We start from the raw sequence: 17,850 nt of genomic DNA, 5'->3' as shown, positions 1-17,850 counted from the left end.
TATACGTTGGAAGGAACGCGGGGCGTGTTGCATGCAAACGAAAAGGCCCCGCGCGATGCGGGGCCTTTTCAGGGACTGCTCGGCTCGCTCGCTTAGGCGGCTGCTTGGCTCGCCAGAGCGGCTTTCGCCTGCTCGACGAGCTTGGTAAAGCCAGCGGCGTCGTGGACGGCGATGTCGGCGAGAATCTTGCGGTCGAGTTCGATGCCGGCCTTCTTGAGGCCGTTGATGAACTGCGAATAGCTGGTGCCGTTCTGCTTGGCAGCGGCAGAGATACGCACGATCCAGAGCGAACGGAACTGGCGCTTCTTCTGCTTACGGCCGGTGTAGGCGAACTTCAGGCCGCGCTCGACGGCTTCCTGGGCTGCCTGGTAGAGCTTGGACTTTGTGAGGAAGTAACCACTTGCGCGCTCAAGAATCTTTTTGCGGCGGTCACTACGCTTGGTACTGCGTTTTACGCGGGGCATTGCTGTTTCTCCATTGGGTTGCTGTGGCTTACGCGGCTGGAGGCTGGATGGCCACAATGGCCGGCCTCTTCACTCGCTCAATTCTGTTCCTGATTCACTCGAACTTGTCTCTAAAGAAACTCGTTCGGGGGCCTTTCCACAAAGGCCCATTCTTTTGCCGCTCAACTGGAGCGGCTAAGAAGCTCAGGCGTAGGGGATCATGCGCGCTACCTTCGCGTGATCGCCGTCGGAAACGAGCACGGACTTGCCGAGCTTGCGCTTCACCTTGGGCGACTTCGACGTAAGGATGTGCCGCACTTTGGTCTGGTTCCGCTTGATTTTGCCGGTTCCAGTCTTCTTAAAGCGCTTGGCCGCGCCCGTATGCGTCTTCAACTTGGGCATTTTCTTCTCGTCCTGGACCGGGGTTCCCCCAGTCGCAGAGGCCTCCACACACGCAGATTCCGCGCGCAAAGGCACTAAATCAGTATATCCCAGAACGAGTTATTCCGCTATAAAACTCGATTGCGTTTGGCCAGCCTGACGCGTCAATATGACTGAAGAATGCGGCAAAGACGGAAATTCCAGCAAATGTTGCGGCCTTTGGTGGCAGCTCTGCTCCTTGCATTGCTGCGCACGGGCGGTCAGGCATGCGCTGCCGACTCCCCACGGCCTGCCGCGACTGCTGGCTTTGATTCTTATTTGCAGACGATTGAGTCCCGGTTGGCGCGTCAGCACCAGTCGCAAGCCGGTTTTGTGGCTGGGTTGAGCCTGGATGGGGAGACGAAAGCCCGGCTGCGCCGTGGGGAACTGGTTATTGAGAAGCCCGCGGATGGAGCAAATTCGGACTTTCCCGGTGCGATGCTGCACCACTGGCGCGGAACGGCGTTTGTGCCCGGAGGGCGAAGTGCGGAGTTTGAGCGACTGATGAAGGATTTCAACTCCTATCCCCGGTACTTTTCCCCTGAGGTTGTGCAGGCCAGGCTGCTGGGGGAGCATAGCGACCGCGGGGTGGATTACATTACCGCATCCATGCGGGTTCGCCAGAAGCATGTGCTTACCGTTGTGATGGATTTAAATTATGACGTGGCCTTTGCGCGGCTTGATGCACAGCATGGCTACAGCATTTCGCGGAGTACGCGAGTGGCGGAGATTGATTCCGCAGGGACGAGCAAGGAACGCGCTTTGAGCCTGCAGGAAGAACATGGTTTTCTGTGGCGGCTGAACAGTTACTGGTCCTATGAGGAAGGGGACGGCGGTCTGTATATCCAGATTGAATCCGTGTCGCTTACGCGGTCCATTCCTGCGGGATTGGGGTGGGCGATTAGGCCCTTTGTGGAAAGCGTTCCGCGGGAGTCTCTGGAGTTTACGCTGCGCTCGGCGGCGAATGTGCTGGGAAAGCACTGAGCAGGTGGCGGAGGATGAATGCCTTCGATCAGCCTACGTGAAGACAACTGCATGTCCTTTGGCTGCGCTCACGATGACAGGGCTTTTTACTTGTGGGAAAGCTTAGGCGGGGGGAACTAGCGGTATGGGTATCCCCGGTCCCCAAATGCGAGGGACCGAGGGCACCCGGCTGGCGTTTGTGGTTAGTTGACCCCGAAAGCCTTGTTCAGGAAGTCGATGATGTGCTGGCGGCCATCGTAGCCGTGCCATGGCTCTGGCGAGGGGCGTCCGAAGATGCCGGTAGCCAGCGGGCCGTGGTTTTCGCGGGGATAGGTGACGAGCTCGACGGGGACGCCTTCCTGACGGAGGGCGCGGTACATCTCCTCGGCCTGTCCTACGGGGTCGGTGGTGTCGGCTTGTCCTTGAATGAGCAGGAAGGGCGTTTTGGCCCTGGCTGCTCCGGAGAGCGGGCTTTGACGCCAGGCATCCTCGAAGTGCTCCCACGGCTTGCCGTAATACCAGCGGTCGTACCATGAGCCGCCTTCGGTTCCGTACTCGCTGAACTGGTCGATGACGGGCGCGCCGGAGATGATGGCCTTGAAGCGGTCGGTTTTGCCTTCGACGAAGCCAGCCATTTCTCCGCCATAGCTGTAGCCCATGAGGGCCATCTTGCTGGAGTCGAGCGGGAACTTGGAGAGGACGTAATCGACGCCGGCCATGATGTCCTGATAATCGCCGCCGCCGAGGTCATTTTTATTGGCCGCCGCGAAGGCTACGCCGTAGTTGGACGAGCCGCGTGGGTTGGGGCGGAGGATGGCCCAGCCGTGGCCGAGGAAGAAGTCCGCATAGGGGTCGTGACGGTTGGCCCATGCACCGAAGGGGCCGCCGTGGACATCGACCACGAGAGGAACTTTGCCGGACTGCGCTTGCGGGGGCAGGTAGAGCAGGCCTTCGATGGTGAACTTGCCGGACTTCCACTGGACCAGTTGCGGCTCTGTGGATTTGAGATCGGCGGGGGCCAGCTCAGGGATGGGCAGGGTGGTGCAAGGGCTGCCGAGGCTGGAGGCGTAGCAAAGTTTGGTGGGATTGCCGCCGCTTTCGGCGAGCCATACCCAGCCGGTTTGATTGGGATTGGTGTTGAGGCTGGAGGCTATCGCGGAACCGAGGTCGATGGGAGCGGGTTTGGCGCTGCCGTTGAGCGTGAGCTTGACCGGGGTGCTGCGTGTGCCGATGGCGGCTTCCGTAATGACGGAGCCATCGGGGAGGAAGTAGAGCGAGCCGCCGCGCAACTGGCCCGCGAAGCCGGAAGAGAGGCTGATGGGCTTGGCCGCGGCGCTGGAGGCGGGTACGGCGAAGATTTCATCGTAGCCTGGGGGCGCGTCTTCCGGCGTGAGAGCGGCAAAGACAAGCGTGCTGCCATCTTTGGAGAAAGAGACTCCGCCAACGGTGGCGGGAATGGATTCAACCTTGGTGGCGGTGCCGGGCGTGGCTGCGTCGAGGAGCCATGCGGAGGCTGCGGGGCCGAGGTCGGACTGCTCGTTGGGCTTGCCGGTGGTGACGACCAGCTTATCGGCAACGGGCGACCACTCGACGCCGCGCACTTCCGGCTCGACGCCGGTGAGCTTCAATGCTCCGTCGAGCGAACCATCTGGTTTGAGAGCGGCGAGATAGAGGCGCGTGCGGTGGGTTTCATGATTCACCCATTCGGCGTCGGCCTTGGCGTCGCGGGCTTTCTTTTCGCCGGGGGTTTGCGGGTCGCGGGCTACGATGGCGAGCCATTTGCCGTCGGCGGAGATGGCGTAGCTGTTTACGTCGATTTCAAGCTGCTCGTCTTTCTTCTCTTCCTTCTTGCTATCGGATTTTTTGTCGTCTTTCTTCTCAGCGCTGGCGGGAGGGATGAAGTTCTTCTCCTTGGAGTCATCGACGATGGGAGTGACCTTCAGCTCGTAGGGCTGGGCTTCTCCGCCGCGCAGGTCGAGACGATAGAGCTGGGTGTGTTCGCCGCGGTGGGCGAGGAAGAAGACGGCTTTGCCGTCGGGCGACCACTGTGCGCCGCGCTCGCCACGCTTTTCTGTCTGCGGGCCGTTGGTTAGCTGGCGCAGGGAGTCCTTGTCGCCGGAGGTGGAGAGAATCCAGATGTGGCTCTTGGCTCCATCGGCAGTGGATTCAGTGACGGTGAGGAGGACGGATTTTCCATCGGGCGAGAGTGTGGGGCTGCCAACGGCTTTGAGGTGGCGCAGGTCATCTGTGGTGGGGAAACGCGGGGAATCTGCCGCGTGAAGAAAGGCACCAAAGGCTAAAAACAGACCAAGGCTGAGCGATGTACGAGAAACCCTGTTGAAAGGCATGGGAACAGCATACATATGGGGTCAAAGGATGACGTGAGATTTTTAGGAGAACAGATTTTAGCTTTTAGCTGGATGGCGGGAGAGCGGGGACGGGAGAGCTGAAGGTATGGGTGTCCTACCCTTCCACAAACTACGCGGAAGGGTGGGACACAGGAGATTGGGGTGACCGGAAGATTTATTGCACAGCGGGGGCTGCGGGAGCAGGGGCCTCAGGTACTGCGGGCTTGGGCTTGGGGGCTTCGGCCTTTTTGCTGGGCGCGAGAATGGCGTGCAGGGTGGTGCCTTCCATGCGGGGCATGAACTCCACCGTTCCGGCCTCGCCGATGTCCTGAATGAGCCGGTTGATGATTTTGTAGCCGAGGTCGCGGTGCGCCATCTGGCGGCCACGGAAACGCAGGCTGGCCTTTACCTTGTCGCCACCGATGAGGAACTTGACGGCCTGGTTCTTCTTGGTCTGGTAGTCGTGCTCGTCCACAGTGACGGAGAACTTGACTTCCTTGATGGTGATGACCTTTTGCTTCTTGCGGGCTGCGCGCTCGCTCTTTTCCTTCTCGTAGAGAAAACGGCCGTAGTCCTGAATGCGGCAGACCGGGGGCTGCGCGTTGGGCGACACTTCGACGAGATCAAGCCCGCGTTCACGGGCGATCTTCAGCGCCTCAAAGGGCGGCAGAATGCCGAGCTGTTCCCCGTTTTCGTCGATTACGCGAATCTCGCGCGCTCGAATCCGGTCATTAATGCGAATAAAGGACTTGGCTGCTCGTTTATCGAATGCGATGGTACTCCTCCAATGTGTTCCCGTGGCTCATTTGGATACGATTGCCTGCGGGAAAACGCACCCTGAGTATACCATCGGTTTGGTTACGTTTGCGCGACAGATGCGTCAGTGGACGCCTGTTGCGCGGCGGCTTATGAGGACTTCGCCGAGTTCGAGGCGAGCGTTGCCGGTGAGGTCGAGAAAAGCTACGTGCTGCTGCTCGCAGAGGGCGCGGACCTGTGGCGAAAGGCTGGGCGCGATGAGCACCTGCATGGGGTGGCCTTTTCTGCCGGCGGAGCAGCGCTGCAGACGGGTTAGCTCCTCACGGACGTGCTCGGGTTCGCCGTCGGAGACGCCGCAGACGAGGCGGTGATGGCGGCCAAAAATATCAATGTTGGCGGAGAGGCTGCACCGGCTCCGCGCGGGCTCGAAGCGAATCTCCCGCGTGTGGATGGCGGAGGACTGGTGCAGCAGGGCGTCGAGAGCCTTGGCGGCTCGGGATTCGATTTCATTGGGTACGCGTGTGGTGGTGGATTTCATTGCACTTTCCTCCGTTCCGAATAACTGGGCGTGCCAGTTCAACTGGAGTTCGGGTCGCTGTGCCAAGGAATAAAAACGCAGCAGCCGCGTGGAACGCAGCTGCGATCGCTGGAAATTATTTGAGGAAGGTCGTGCCGGTGCTCGCCGTGATGCGGCTGTGATAAGGCTACTGCCGCTATTTGTGCTCAATCGTGCGCTTGTTCTGCGGCAGTGTCAAGCACGGGGCGCACAGGAGAGTGTGCAAGGAGTTCGTTGTCTTCTGTGAGGCTGGTGATTTCGAGTTGCAGAAGGGTGTTGGCGGGGATTTGAGCTTCCACAACTACGGGGAGGAAGTTGGCGGTGAGCGCGGTGGTTTTGCCAGAGGCTGCGAGGGTGGCGGAAGTGTGCAGCGTGATTGCGTCGAGGGTGCGGCCAATCATTTGGGCGCGGTGGGCACGGGTTTTGGCGGCGGCCAAATCGCGGAGGGCCTGCATGCGCTGCTCTACGACGTGGGGCGGCACGGGCGACTGCTGATGCAACTGCCAAGCGCGGGTGTTGGGGCGCGGAGAGAACGGGAAGAGGTGCAGGTAACCGAAGGGGAGCGCACGGATGAACTCATACGTCTCGGTAAATTCGGTGTCGGTTTCGGCAGGGAAGCCTACCATTACGTCTGCGCCGAGGGTTAGCTCGTCTCCACATGCGGCTGCGAGGGCGGCTACTTTTTCGACGTAGTGCCAGGGGCGGTAGCGGCGGTGCATGCGGCGGAGGACGGCGTCTGAGCCGGATTGCAGAGGCAGATGCGCGTGGCGGGCGAGGCGCGAAGGGCTGAAGTCGCGGAAAAGGGCGATGAGGTCGCCGGTCCAGTCCATGGGCTCGATGGAGCTTAGGCGGAGGCGGGGGAGGTTGGTTTCGGTCAAGATGATGCGGAGGAGTGCGGGGAGGGTTTGCTCGCTGCTTAAGTCGCGTCCCCAACGGCCGAGGTTGATGCCGGAGAAGACGAGTTCCCTACCCTGGTTGGCTATGAAGTTGCGGACTTGCCTGAGGATGGCTTCCGGTGGGAGGCTGCGGGAATTGCCGCGGGTCTGCGGGATTACGCAGAAGGTGCAGCGATTGGAGCAGCCTTCCTGAATCTTGAGATTGGGCCGAGTCTGTGCGCCGGGGGCTACTTGCGCTTCTTCTAAAAAGGAGTGGGCGAAGGTGTCGTCGGCCCAAATTGGCGCACCATTGCTGGTGAGCGAGGCTAGCGGGACTACGGGGGCAGATTCAGTTGCTGCGCTGGTTGCCAGGCTCAGAGCGATTTGTGGCGCGAGGGCCTTGTGACTGTTGCCGATGACGGCGGAGACGCCTTCGAGGGCGGAGATTTCTTCCGGGGCACGCTGGGCATAGCAGCCGGTGACGACGATTTTGGCTTCGGGGTTGAGGCGGCGGATACGGCGGATGTAGGAGCGGGCTTCGCGATCGGCCTCGGCGGTGACGCTGCAGGTGTTGACGACGACCACATCAGCTTCGCGGAGCGGCTGCGCGGTGAGGCCGGAGGCGCTGAGGCGCTCGGCGACAGCTTCCCCATCAGCGCGTGCGGCGCGGCAGCCGAAATTCTCGATATGGAAACCCGTTCCCATCTTGATTAGTTTACGTTCGCTTTGTCTCAGACGGCGAAATTGCGGAAGTTCCTGCTCTTTATAATGAAATGTGGCCTCCTCCACTTCTAATTTGACTGCGGCTAATTCGCCGCGCGTGGACAATGCGCCTACGGCGCTGCGCATTGTCAGCTATACGGCGTTTACGTTTGTTGTTTATCTCTCCATCGGGCTTCCGCTGGCGATTCTGCCGCCGCATGTGCATCTGCAGATGGGGTTTTCGGCGGCGCTGGCCGGGCTGGTCATTGGGATTCAGTACATTGCCACGTTTCTTTCGCGGCCCTGGGCGGGGCATATTTCGGACCATCTTGGGGCGAAGATTTCGGTGCTGTGGGGCATGGGAGTTTGCGCGCTGAGCGGTATTTTTCTGCTGGCGGCGGACCTGTTGCCCCATTGGCCTTGGCTCAGCATGACGGCTTTGATTGCGAGCCGGCTGGCGCTGGGTGTGGGCGAGAGTCTTGGGTCCACGGGCGCTACGCTTTGGGGCATCAGTGCGGTTGGGCAGGAGCACACGGCGCGGGTGATTGGCTTTAACGGCATCAGCACCTATGGCGCGATTGCCATGGGCGCGCCGCTGGGCGTGATTCTGGAAAGCCACTGGGGAATTGGCTCGATTGGCGTGCTGACGCTGATTGTTTCAACGGCCAGCCTGTTTTTTGCAGCGTCGAAGCCTCCGATTCCGGTGGTGCATGGAAAGCCGCTTTCGTTCAGCAGCGTGCTGGGACGCGTGGCTCCGCATGGCGTGGCGCTGGCGCTGGGCGGTGTTGGCTACTCCGTGCTGGCTACATTTGTGACGCTGTTTTATGCAAGCCGGCACTGGGATGGCGCGGCGCTTTGCCTGACGGCTTTTGGCGTGGCGTTTATTGCGGCGCGGGTCTTCTTTATTCCTACGATTGACCGCTTTGGCGGCTTTCGCGTGGCGATTGCATGCCTGTCTGTCGAGTCCGTGGGCATGCTGATTTTGTGGCTGAGCAATTCGCCGTGGATTGCGATGGTGGCGGCAGCGCTTTCAGGGTTTGGGTTTTCGCTGGTGTTTCCAGCGATTGGCGTGGAGGCCGTGGAGCGCGTGCCGGAGCAGAATCGCGGCTCGGCGCTGGGCGTATATACGGGCTTCTCGGATGTTTCGTTCTTCCTGGTGGGGCCTGCAGCGGGTGCGATTATCGGTGCGTTTGGCTATGCGAGTGCGTTTCTGTTTGCGCTGATCTGCGTGGTGATTGCGCTGGGAATTGTGCTGGTGCTGCATAAAGGCAGGGAGTAGAAACTGGTATAGACTGGTGCTGGCGCGCAGGGCGCCGCCAGTCCGCGGACAGGACCGAGTCCACCTGTGAAAAGCACAATCCAAGGTTCTTCACGAACCTCCTTTTCGCCCCGGTGAGCGGACACGGGCATATCCAAAGGAGGCTCGTTATGGCGAAACGCCACTTCCCTGTTCGTCCCAACCTCATTCAACTCAGGCATCAAGCTAAGGATTTTCTGCGAGCGCTGCATCGCGGCGAGACTGATGCCATTGCTGACCTGCTGGAAAACCATCCCGAGCACATCGCCCCGGCAACTGCGAAACTAGCCGATGCGCAACTGGCGCTTGCACGCAGTTATGGCCTGCCAAGCTGGCCGCGGCTGGTAACTGCCTGTCGCATGACGGACGCTATCTGGCGCGGAGATGTGGAAACTGTTCGCGCCCTTGTTCTGCACGCGCCGGAACTGCTTACAGAGGATGCACGCGGCGTTAAGGGCAACTGGGGACCACCGTTGTCGTACGCTGCCAACCTGGGGCAGGACGCAATTATCGAGATGCTGCACAAACTGGGAGCCGAGGATCTGCAATTTGCTTTTGGGCGAGCCTGCCTGCAGGGCCGGATTGAAACAGCTCGCAAGCTGCACGCCTGGATGGGCAGCCCGCGTCCACAAGATGACGCATTGGACGGGGCAGCTTACACGCTGAACTCTGCGGGCACGGCGTTGCTGCTTGAGCTGGGAGCGCGGCTATACGATGACAACGGCGAGAGGCTCGCGCCTGTCGATGTAGTGCTTGGAACAGACAGCCGCAGGCCCTTGGACAAGCATCGCATTCTGGAGCTTTACGCCGAGTATGGATTTGTTTTTCCGGATACGCCCGCGATGGCGCTGCACCGCGGGCGCATTGATTTGCTGGAAGATCATCTCCGGCGCGACCCTGAATTGCTGACACGGACGTTTCGGTTTGAGGAAATCTATCCGCCGGAGATGGGAGCGCTCGATGAGGTGACGGCAACGCATGGAACTCCGCTGGCTGGCGCTACGCTGCTGCATATGTGCGCTGACTATGGCGAGATAGAGATTGCGCGCTGGCTGCTGGAGCGCGGCATGAGTGTGGATGCGCGCGCCGCGATGGATGCGGATGGTTTTGGCGGCCACACCGCTCTCTTTTCTACTGTCGTTTCGCAGACGAATTTCTGGATGAATCATCACGGCGAAACGCCGGACGCGCCGTTTACGCGGCTGCTGCTGGAGCATGGCGCGGACCCGAATGCGCGCGCTTCTCTGCGGAAGGAGTTGCATCCCGGATATGAGATTCCGGGCGTGTACGAATATCGAGACGTGACTCCACTTGCATGGGGAGAGCGGTTTCACTTTAAGAAGCTGGTGAACACTGCGGCGCTGCAACTGATTGCGGAGTATGGCGGGAAGGAATAGGCACTGACCCACGTCCATGTTTTGGACGTGGGTCAGCTTGTAACGATGGTTGAGTTAGAAAGTTTCGCCGACGAGCTCTTCGCTCTTCTTCCATAGCGCTTCTGCATTGGCGAGGTTGAGCGCATAGCCGCGCACGCCTTCATTGAGCATGCCGAGCTGCGCGTCATCAGGAACAACCTCGCTGACGTGGCAGTTCTCGCAGTAGCAAGCGCCAACCGCATCCGCCGGAGCAACGATGCCAGCCCATACCGAGGTTGCCGCGCCCTGCGGAACGGTTTTGAACTCAAAGGGACCTTTGCCTTCGGCGGCGAGCTGTTCGTTGATGGTCTTCACCATGTTTTCCAGAGCACCATCCGGCATGTAGCGGGCAAGCTCCGTCATAATGCCGCCGGGATGCACGGCAGTTGCGCGGACTCCGCGAGCACGGTGGCGGGCGTCAAAGGCTACGGCGAAGAGGACGTTTGCGGTCTTCGAGCGGCCATAGGCTACGAAAGGCTCGTAGGGCGTGGACTCGAAGCCAGGGTCTTCAAGATTGACATTCGAGAAGCGGTGGCCGGATGAGGAGAGATTCACGAGGCGGCCGCCGTCGCGGATCAGCTTGGCGATGCGATTGACGAAGACGAAGTGGCCGAGATGGTTGGTGCCGAACTGCCGCTCAAAACCGTCCTTGGTGCGCTCGAAGGGTGTAGCCATAACGCCGGCGTTGGCGATAACGACATCGAAGAGCTCGCCTTTGGCTACGAGCTTGTCAGCAGCGGCGCGAACGCTGGCGAGGTCGGCGAGGTCAAGCTCGATGAGCTCGAAACCGCCGCCATTGGCTGCCGCGGCTTTGCGGACTTCTTCGGTTGCGGCTTCTGCCTTCTTAAGGTCGCGGACCGCGCCGACGACGTAGGCTCCGTGTGCGGCGAGGGTGCGGGCGGTCTCCACGCCGAGGCCGGCAGAGGTGCCGGTGACGAGGATGCGCTTGCCTTTGAGGTCTACGCCGGCGAGGACTTCGTCGGTGGTGGAGGTTGCTCCAAAAGTGTTTGCCATTTTGCTGAATCTCCTTGCGCAGGGCGCTTGCCTGGCCATTTGCCGGGGTTGACGTGCGCTTCAACTGCGAATAAAACGGAGAGTGTCTCCGTATTAGGAGTAGATAACCGGAGAGTGTCTCCGGATGCAGGAATTTTGTTGCATGACTGTGAAAAAAGCTGTGAGTAAAAAACAAGCTGCTCCGCGCAAGCTGCGCGCCGATGCGCAGGAGAACCGCGAACGCATTCTGACTGCTGCGAAGAAGGTCTTTGCGAGGTCGGGGGCGGAGTTCAGCATGGACGAGGTAGCCAAGCGCGCCAAGGTGGGCGCGGGCACGCTTTACCGGCATTTTCCTACGCGGATGGAGCTGCTGGAGGCCGTTTACGGCACGGAGTTGGAGAAGCTGGCGGCGGCGGAGCGAGAGTATTCTGCCAAGCTGCCGCCGGTGGATGCGCTGCGGGCGTGGATGCTGCTGTTTGTGGACTACATTGCGACGAAGCAGATTATTCTGCCGGCGGTGAATTCGATTCCGGGCGGGCCGGCGAAGGTCTTTCAAAACAGTGGATGGCTGATTACGGGAGCGATTGAGTCGCTGGTGCGGCGGGCCGTAGAGAGCGGTGAGATTCGCGCAGATATTGCGCCGATGGATTTGCTGCGGGCGCTGTATGGGGTTTCGACGGTTGCCGCTGTGCCGCAATGGCCGCAGAGTGCGCGGCGGCTGGTAGATATTTTGATTCAGGGTTCGCGCGTGCTTGCGTAGAGCGCGGTCAGAAGCTGGCCTTCGTGACAGTTGCGGCGGCTTGTGCTTTTTGATGCAGCTCCCTGAAGCGGCCATGGCTGTGAATGATGGACGTAATCATGTTCTGGACGTTCTGGTTCCATACGTCGCTGTGGTCGCTGGAGATGTTGGAATCCACGTTGAATATCCAGAAGGGATCGGTCTTATCCGCCGGGACTTCTATGCGGCTATCAATGCGTTGCAGGTGATATTGCACGGGCGGATTTTCTCCCTGAACTACGTTGAAGCATTCCGACTGAGGCTGCGTTTGTGGACAGCCTTGGATGGGGTTGTCGTCGGTGTGCAGCCATGGGGTATCAGCAGCGGAGATGAGATGGAAGTGGTCCGCGAAAAGGTCTGGGATGACCAGGTTGGCGATGGGCATTACGATGCCGGTAGCCCAGTCCGCGGTGGGAACGGCGGAGAAGGCGACATAGAGCGGGTCGGCTTTGCAGAACGATAGTTCGGGATGATTGGTGCAGATGAACTTGATTTGATGAAGACGGCGACGAGTTAGCTCGGACGATGTAGCTGCATTGCCGTAGATGATGAGGTCTGCGGGCAGCTCAGAGAAGGATCTGGATTGCGCTTCGCTGATGCTGTGGTGCTGGCTGCGAGCAAGCTTGACGGCGGAGTCAGCATTATCAAAATGCTTGCGCAGGAAACCGGGATGCTTTGTGCCGATTTGCAGGCCGTCGATGGCGTTTTCCATGACGCGCGCGCCGAAGGAGTGTCCCGCGAAGATGAGCATTGTGTTGCGGCGGACTTCCTTATCGGCGTTGACTCGTTTCTGAATGACTTGCACGACGTCGAACATTCGGCTTCTGCCGACGAAGCGCGCCCTGGAGCGTCCGGGCCAGTAGGTGAGGACGTGCTTGAAGGGCTCGACGTTGCTCATCCAGCCGTGCCAGGCGAGGTAGATGCCGACGATGGGCGGGGCTGCGCCATCGGGGGCTGCGGGGTACTCGTCCGCAAGGCCGGAGATGAAGGCGCGGAACTTGGGCACGTCGCCGCATTGCTCGCTGGCGTTGTTCTGCCAGCCGTGGGCGTAAACGAAGACAATTGCGGTGCGCTGCTTTGCGCCGATGAGGGCGAGGTTGAGCTGGTCGAGCGCATCGTTCAGCTCGTGCGGGTCCCAGTAGTCGCCGTTGTCTTTGATTTCGACATAGTTGATGGAGTAGGGATGATGGTTGGCGGTGCTGAAGCCCAGCTCTGAGGCCGATGGCTTACCCGATGCGAGACATGCCGTGTCCACTCGCGCGCAGCGATATTGCTGATCGGGGATGTTCAGTTGGGCGTGCGCTGTGGATGCAAGCACGCAGGCGAGGATCGCGACGCAAAAGTGCAGGCGCATGGCTTGCGGGTCTCCTGTGAATACTGCGGGAGAGGACGGGGGCGTTTCACGATTTAACGGAATATTGTGGGGAAAGACAATATGTTTTTTCGTGGTGTTTGGATGGGAAGCTTGAGTGAAGCGCTTTATTGCGGAGTGAAGGATGACATGGCATTTTTTTGGTGGGAGAGCGGGAATGGGGAGAACAAGCAGCTGAGGTATCCTACCCATACGCAAAAAAGCAGCTCATGAGTGGGCACTCATCCGCCCATACGATTCCTTGAGGATATGGCAGCTTTCCGTTCTTTGTAACAATGTCAATTTTCTGCTTTGGGAAGGGTAAATGAGACAAATGGCTGTTTGTCTTCTTGCTGCGTGGGTTCTTGGGATTTGCTCGCTTGCCGCTCAAGAGCCCTCTCGCGGCCCTGATGGCCGCACTAACACACACGTTCCAGGCGTGGTAGTGCTCAACATTCCGGACAAACCCTTCTCAGCTACAAGCAGCACCGAATGGACCAGAACGATGGAAGACGGCAGCGCACTCGTAACGCGCGTGGATGCTAAGTTAGCGCGCGACAGTATGGGTCGTGTCTATCGCGAGAATCACACCTTCGTCCCGGCAAACTCAGGGAAGAAATCTCCGCTCTATGAGGTCCATATTTACGATCCACGCTCGCGTTCCCAGACGGTTTGTTCTACGCATTCCATGCACTGTGTTGTGACAGACTATTACCCGCATACGTTCTTTGAAACTAGGCCAGCTGGTCCGTACAACAATGGAGACAAAACAATGGCACGTGAAAATCTGGGGGCAGATACAGTTGAGGGTTTTTCCGTAAGCGGCACTCGCGAGACCATCACCATCAATCCGGGTGTGAAAGGGAATGAGCGTCCTCTCATTTCAACAAACGAATTCTGGTACTCCAACGAACTGCAAACCAATCTTCTCGTAATTCGCACTGACCCGGCCGAGGGAAAGCAGGTTATCCGACTTTCGAATCTCTCCGTAGTTGAGCCCGACGCTCACCTTTTTGAAACTCCTATCGGCTATTCTGTTCAAGATATACGCGCCTCCGCACTACGCCACAGATAAAATAGGATTCCAAGCTCCTACTGGCCGTATCGTCTCATTGGCTAAACCTCACTACAATCACCAACACAAACACAAACGGCCACCCAAGAGGTGGCCGTTTGTATCTTGCATGAGTTAAGAGCGGAGTTACTCGCTCTTCTTCCAGTTCAACAGATCGCCAAGCGTCGTGGTGGAGCTGGAGGACGAACTCTTGCTGTCGGCCTTGTAGCTTTCCACAACATCGCGGCTGGCTTCGTGGCCGGAGGAACGCAGGCTGAGGCCCACCTTCTTTTCTTCCACGTTGATCTTGATGATCTTGAAGTCGTGCTCTTCGCCCTGATCCATCTTGGCCTGGACGCCGTTGTCGTCCACTGCTTCCGAGATGTGGCAGAGGCCTTCGACACCGTCCGCGATTTCGACAAAAGCGCCGAACTGCGCGGTGCGGAGCACCTTGCCGTGCACCACGTCACCCACGCGGTGGGTGGCGAAGAAGCTCTCCCAAACGTCGGGCTGGAGCTGCTTGATGCCGAGCGAGAGGCGGCGGTTCTGCGGCTCGACGCCGAGAACGACGGCCTTGACCTTTTCGCCCTTCTTGACGACTTCCGAGGGATGCTTGACGCGCTTGGTCCAGCTCAGGTTCGAGACATGGACGAGGCCATCGATGCCGTCCTCGATTTCGATGAAGGCGCCGAAGTCCGTAAGGTTGCGGACGCGGCCTTCCACGATGGTGCCCGCGGGATAACGGTCAACCAGGTTCTCCCAGGGGTTTTCGAGAAGCTGCTTCATGCCGAGCGAGATGCGGCGGTCATTGGGGTTGACAGCGAGCACAACCGTCTCAACCTCGTCGCCGGCCTTGACCAGCTTGGAGGGGTGCTTGAGGCGCTTGGACCAGGTCATCTCTGAGAGATGAACGAGGCCTTCGATGCCCTGCTCCAGCTCAACGAACGCGCCGTAGTCGGTGACGGACAGAACGCGGCCGCGGACCTGAGCTCCGACGGGATAGCGCTCCTGGGCATCGAGCCACGGATCAGGCGTGAGCTGCTTGAAGCCGAGCGAAACGCGCTGCTTGTCGCGGTCGTACTTGAGAACCTTGACTTGGATTTCGTCGCCCACGTTCACGAGATCGCGGGGGTGCGTGAGGCGGCCCCAGCTCATATCGGTGATGTGGAGAAGGCCGTCGATGCCGCCGAGGTCTACGAACGCGCCGTAGTCGGTGAGGTTCTTGACGGTGCCGGTGAGAACCGCGCCCTCGTCGAGGTGCTCGAGGGTCTGGCCGCGCTTGGCTGCCACTTCTTCCTCAAGGATTTCCTTGCGGGAGACGACGACGTTGCCGCGCTTCTTGTTGAGCTTGATGACGCGGACTTCAATCTGCTGGCCAAGGTAGCCGTCGAGATTGCGGACCGGGCGGATTTCAAGCTGCGAGCCGGGCAAGAAGGCCTTGAGGCCGATGTCCACGGTGAGTCCGCCCTTGACGCGCGAGACAACGGTTCCGATAACCGGGGTCTTGTCGTTGGCGGCCTTTTCGATGGAGTCCCATACGCGGAGGCGCTGCGCCTTGTCATAGCTGACAAGGTAGCCACCCTCGGGCTCTTCGCGCTCGATGACCACTTCGATCTCGTCGCCAGCGTTGAACTTGACTGCGCCGGTGTGATCGGTGACCTGTTCGAGCGGCACGAGGCCTTCGGACTTGAGTCCTACGTCAACAACGAGATGCTTTTCCGTCTGCTTAATGACCTTGCCGGTAACGATCTTGTCGCCGTATGCCTCGACAGCAGCAGCCTCAGCGGCCTGCTCTGCCTCGTAGGCTTCGAGCATGGAACCGAAATCTTCGGAATCCATGGACTCGTGTTCGGCTTCCGTAGCAGGCGCGGCAGCAACGGGCGCCGGAGTTGCAACAGCAACAGGCTCGGCGACTGTTTCGGCCACGGGAGCCACAACGGGCTCTTCGGCTACAGGTTGGGTTGTGGTATCGGCGTCCAGAGCGGGGGTGGCTGCGATTGCAGGGATCTCAGTTGTGGACGTGGATTCGGACGACGGCTGTTCCAGCTCCGCCGCAGGCTCAAGTACAGGGGTTTCGAGTTCGGTGCTCAGGGTTATGCTCTCGGGTTCAGGATTAAGGACGTTTGCCATCACAGGTGCTCCAGTATGAGCTTCCAGCACTTCATCACCCGTTGCAAGTGGAAGCCCACGGCCTCAAATTCCCGCATGGCTTAGTCCTGAGTCATCAGCGGGTTTTTGGGGGTGGCCGGTTGCCGGTCTGCTGTCACAGAACCTGACTCGCGGCTCGTCTCCGTGGGGGAATTCCGGCGGCAACTTAGCTGCCACTAAAGGCAGCGATCACTGCTGGTTTCCGCGCAGGAAGCTACATTACTAAGTGTAGTCCTCCCGCTGGGCTGCGTCAATTCAGGGCAACCCCTGGGACAGATAGGCAAACGGCGGGGGCGGGGTTGCGGGTTTTGGCCTGTGATTACTGGAGAAAACAGGGTTTCTGGCCGGCGGCGGGAAGTGGGAAATTTACCTCCGCTCGAAGAAAAATCCATCGAAAATTGACACTGGAGGATAAGGGCGAAGGACGAGTGACGAAGGACGAGAAAACCGTCTTGGGAGCTCGGCCTATACTGGCGAAACGATGGACATTCTTTGGACTCCTTGGCGGTATGCGTACATTACGGGTGCCAGTGCCGGCGCAAAGCAGGCCCGGCCGGGCGTTCCGGACGAGCTGGAAGAGTGGACCGGCGATTTGAGCTGTGTTTTCTGCAACTTAATTGCCGCGGTGGACTTTGCGATTGCGCAGGGGATGGACCGCGACAAGGCAGAGGCGGCGGCTTTGTTGATTTATCGCGGCCAGAACTGCTTTGTTTGCCTGAACCGGTTTCCTTACACCTCCGGGCACGTGATGGTGATGCCGTATGCGCACCTGGACCGGCTGGCGAAAGTTCCCACGGAGACGGCGCATGAGCTGATGGACCTGGCGCAGCGGACGGAGCAGGTGCTGGAACGGCTTTACCGGCCCCATGGGTTGAATTTTGGGCTGAACCTGGGCGAGGCGGCGGGAGCGGGTGTGGCGGGGCATCTGCATATGCACGCGATGCCGCGCTGGGTGGGCGATACCAACTTTATGACCACCATTGGCGAGACGCGGGTGATTCCGGAATCGCTGGAGGTTAGCTGGAAGCGGATTCGCGCGGGGTTTGCGGAAAGCGCTGATTCCAGCACGGACTAGCTAAGCCATTGCGGGGGCAAGACAGGCTTCGAGGTAGGTTTCCGCCAGAAAGACCAGTTCGTCGCGCATAGCGGGGAAATGTTTTTCCGGCGCGGGGGATTCGAGCAGGCGGCGGCTCACGCCGTTCAGCATGCTTTGCAGCATGGAGGCCACCATCTCCGGCTCTTTCGCCAGCGGTTCTGGGGCGGTTGCTATCAGGGCCACCACTTCTTTACTCACGCGGCGGGCGGTCTGCTGGGCGATGCGCTGCCCATCGATATCGGAACTGACGGAGTAGAGCGCCGCGCTGATTTTGGGGTCGCGCATTTTGGCGGCGAAGTAGGCATCGATGAGCGCGGTGGCCATCTGCAGGATGGGCCTTCCCTGCTGCTCGCTGCAGACGCGCTCGACAGCTCCGGCGACTTCTTCCATGTGGCGGCGCAGGGCGGCCTGCAGTAATGCGCTCTTGTTGGGGAAGTATTGGTAGAGCGTTCCGACGGAGACACCGGCACGCTGGGCGACGCGCGTGGTGGTCAGGCGTTCTTTGCCGTCTTTGAGTAAAACCTGAATGGTGGCCTGCAGAATGGCTTCCACCGTGACGGAAGAACGCTCCTGAATGGGCGATTTACGCGGGGTTAGCGAGGGTGCGGCGGCGCGTGCCAAATGCGAACTCCAAAACTGAAGATTCCTTCATCTA

General features: G+C 59.7%; 16 protein-coding genes. 6 read left to right on the top strand and 10 right to left on the bottom strand.

All coding sequences use genetic code 11. The features are described 5' to 3' along the window. Positions 1-92 precede the first annotated feature (92 nt). Positions 93-464, bottom strand: a complete 372-nt coding sequence (gene rplT, locus AC5S3R_RS04440) for a 50S ribosomal protein L20 (RefSeq protein ID WP_494265563.1) — start codon at positions 462-464, stop codon at positions 93-95. A 183-nt stretch (positions 465-647) separates the two neighbouring features. Next, on the bottom strand, positions 648-845 hold the full coding sequence (gene rpmI, locus AC5S3R_RS04435; RefSeq protein ID WP_494265562.1) for a 50S ribosomal protein L35: 198 nt from the start codon (positions 843-845) through the stop codon (positions 648-650). 186 nt (positions 846-1,031) lie between these two features. Between rpmI and AC5S3R_RS04430 the strand changes: the two genes are divergently transcribed. After that, on the top strand, positions 1,032-1,847 hold the full coding sequence (locus AC5S3R_RS04430; protein ID WP_494265560.1) for a hypothetical protein: 816 nt from the start codon (positions 1,032-1,034) through the stop codon (positions 1,845-1,847). 182 nt (positions 1,848-2,029) lie between these two features. Here the strand turns inward: AC5S3R_RS04430 and AC5S3R_RS04425 are convergent, their stop codons facing one another. From AC5S3R_RS04425 to AC5S3R_RS04410, 4 genes are all read right to left on the bottom strand, one after another. Next, the gene (locus AC5S3R_RS04425; RefSeq protein WP_494265559.1) at positions 2,030-4,174 is read right to left on the bottom strand and encodes a S9 family peptidase; all 2,145 of its coding nucleotides are present in this window, start codon (positions 4,172-4,174) and stop codon (positions 2,030-2,032) included. Between the two features lie 175 nt (positions 4,175-4,349). Further along, a complete protein-coding gene (gene infC, locus AC5S3R_RS04420; RefSeq protein ID WP_494265807.1) occupies positions 4,350-4,910 on the bottom strand; it encodes a translation initiation factor IF-3 in 561 nt (186 codons plus the stop codon). Positions 4,911-5,054: 144 nt separating this feature from the next. Then, a complete protein-coding gene (locus AC5S3R_RS04415; RefSeq protein WP_494265558.1) occupies positions 5,055-5,468 on the bottom strand; it encodes a hypothetical protein in 414 nt (137 codons plus the stop codon). 185 nt (positions 5,469-5,653) lie between these two features. Then, positions 5,654-7,066: a MiaB/RimO family radical SAM methylthiotransferase gene (locus AC5S3R_RS04410; RefSeq protein WP_494265556.1), complete on the bottom strand. Its 1,413-nt coding sequence runs from the start codon at positions 7,064-7,066 to the stop codon at positions 5,654-5,656. 70 nt (positions 7,067-7,136) lie between these two features. Between AC5S3R_RS04410 and AC5S3R_RS04405 the strand changes: the two genes are divergently transcribed. Beyond that, positions 7,137-8,342: an MFS transporter gene (locus tag AC5S3R_RS04405; RefSeq protein ID WP_494265554.1), complete on the top strand. Its 1,206-nt coding sequence runs from the start codon at positions 7,137-7,139 to the stop codon at positions 8,340-8,342. Between the two features lie 149 nt (positions 8,343-8,491). Next, a complete protein-coding gene (locus AC5S3R_RS04400) occupies positions 8,492-9,757 on the top strand; it encodes an ankyrin repeat domain-containing protein (RefSeq protein ID WP_494265552.1) in 1,266 nt (421 codons plus the stop codon). A gap of 54 nt (positions 9,758-9,811) precedes the next feature. Here AC5S3R_RS04400 and AC5S3R_RS04395 read toward each other — a convergent pair whose 3' ends face one another. After that, the gene (locus tag AC5S3R_RS04395; protein ID WP_494265550.1) at positions 9,812-10,789 is read right to left on the bottom strand and encodes an SDR family NAD(P)-dependent oxidoreductase; all 978 of its coding nucleotides are present in this window, start codon (positions 10,787-10,789) and stop codon (positions 9,812-9,814) included. Between the two features lie 142 nt (positions 10,790-10,931). On the opposite strand from AC5S3R_RS04395, the gene AC5S3R_RS04390 reads away from it, so the two are divergent. Next, positions 10,932-11,528 (top strand): TetR/AcrR family transcriptional regulator, encoded by a 597-nt coding sequence (locus AC5S3R_RS04390; RefSeq protein ID WP_494265548.1) that lies wholly within the window; start codon positions 10,932-10,934, stop codon positions 11,526-11,528. A 7-nt stretch (positions 11,529-11,535) separates the two neighbouring features. Here the strand turns inward: AC5S3R_RS04390 and AC5S3R_RS04385 are convergent, their stop codons facing one another. Continuing rightward, entirely contained in the window at positions 11,536-12,900 is a 1,365-nt protein-coding gene (locus AC5S3R_RS04385; protein WP_494265546.1) for a hypothetical protein, read from the bottom strand. Positions 12,901-13,222: 322 nt separating this feature from the next. On the opposite strand from AC5S3R_RS04385, the gene AC5S3R_RS04380 reads away from it, so the two are divergent. Beyond that, positions 13,223-13,972, top strand: coding sequence for a hypothetical protein (locus tag AC5S3R_RS04380; RefSeq protein ID WP_494265543.1), 750 nt, complete (start codon positions 13,223-13,225; stop codon positions 13,970-13,972). Between the two features lie 126 nt (positions 13,973-14,098). Here AC5S3R_RS04380 and AC5S3R_RS04375 read toward each other — a convergent pair whose 3' ends face one another. Continuing rightward, positions 14,099-16,081, bottom strand: coding sequence for a 30S ribosomal protein S1 (locus tag AC5S3R_RS04375; protein WP_494265542.1), 1,983 nt, complete (start codon positions 16,079-16,081; stop codon positions 14,099-14,101). A gap of 499 nt (positions 16,082-16,580) precedes the next feature. Here AC5S3R_RS04375 and AC5S3R_RS04370 point away from each other — a divergent pair, with 499 nt between their 5' ends. Next, the gene (locus tag AC5S3R_RS04370; protein ID WP_494265540.1) at positions 16,581-17,174 is read left to right on the top strand and encodes an HIT family protein; all 594 of its coding nucleotides are present in this window, start codon (positions 16,581-16,583) and stop codon (positions 17,172-17,174) included. Here AC5S3R_RS04370 and AC5S3R_RS04365 read toward each other — a convergent pair whose 3' ends face one another. Continuing rightward, on the bottom strand, positions 17,175-17,816 hold the full coding sequence (locus AC5S3R_RS04365) for a TetR/AcrR family transcriptional regulator (RefSeq protein WP_494265538.1): 642 nt from the start codon (positions 17,814-17,816) through the stop codon (positions 17,175-17,177). Between the last annotated feature and the right edge of the window lie 34 nt (positions 17,817-17,850).

Source organism: Occallatibacter sp. FHG110214_02, from assembly GCF_059115385.1.
The sequence above is the reverse complement of the archived record's forward strand: the minus strand, read 5'-3'. Positions and strand labels throughout refer to the sequence as shown.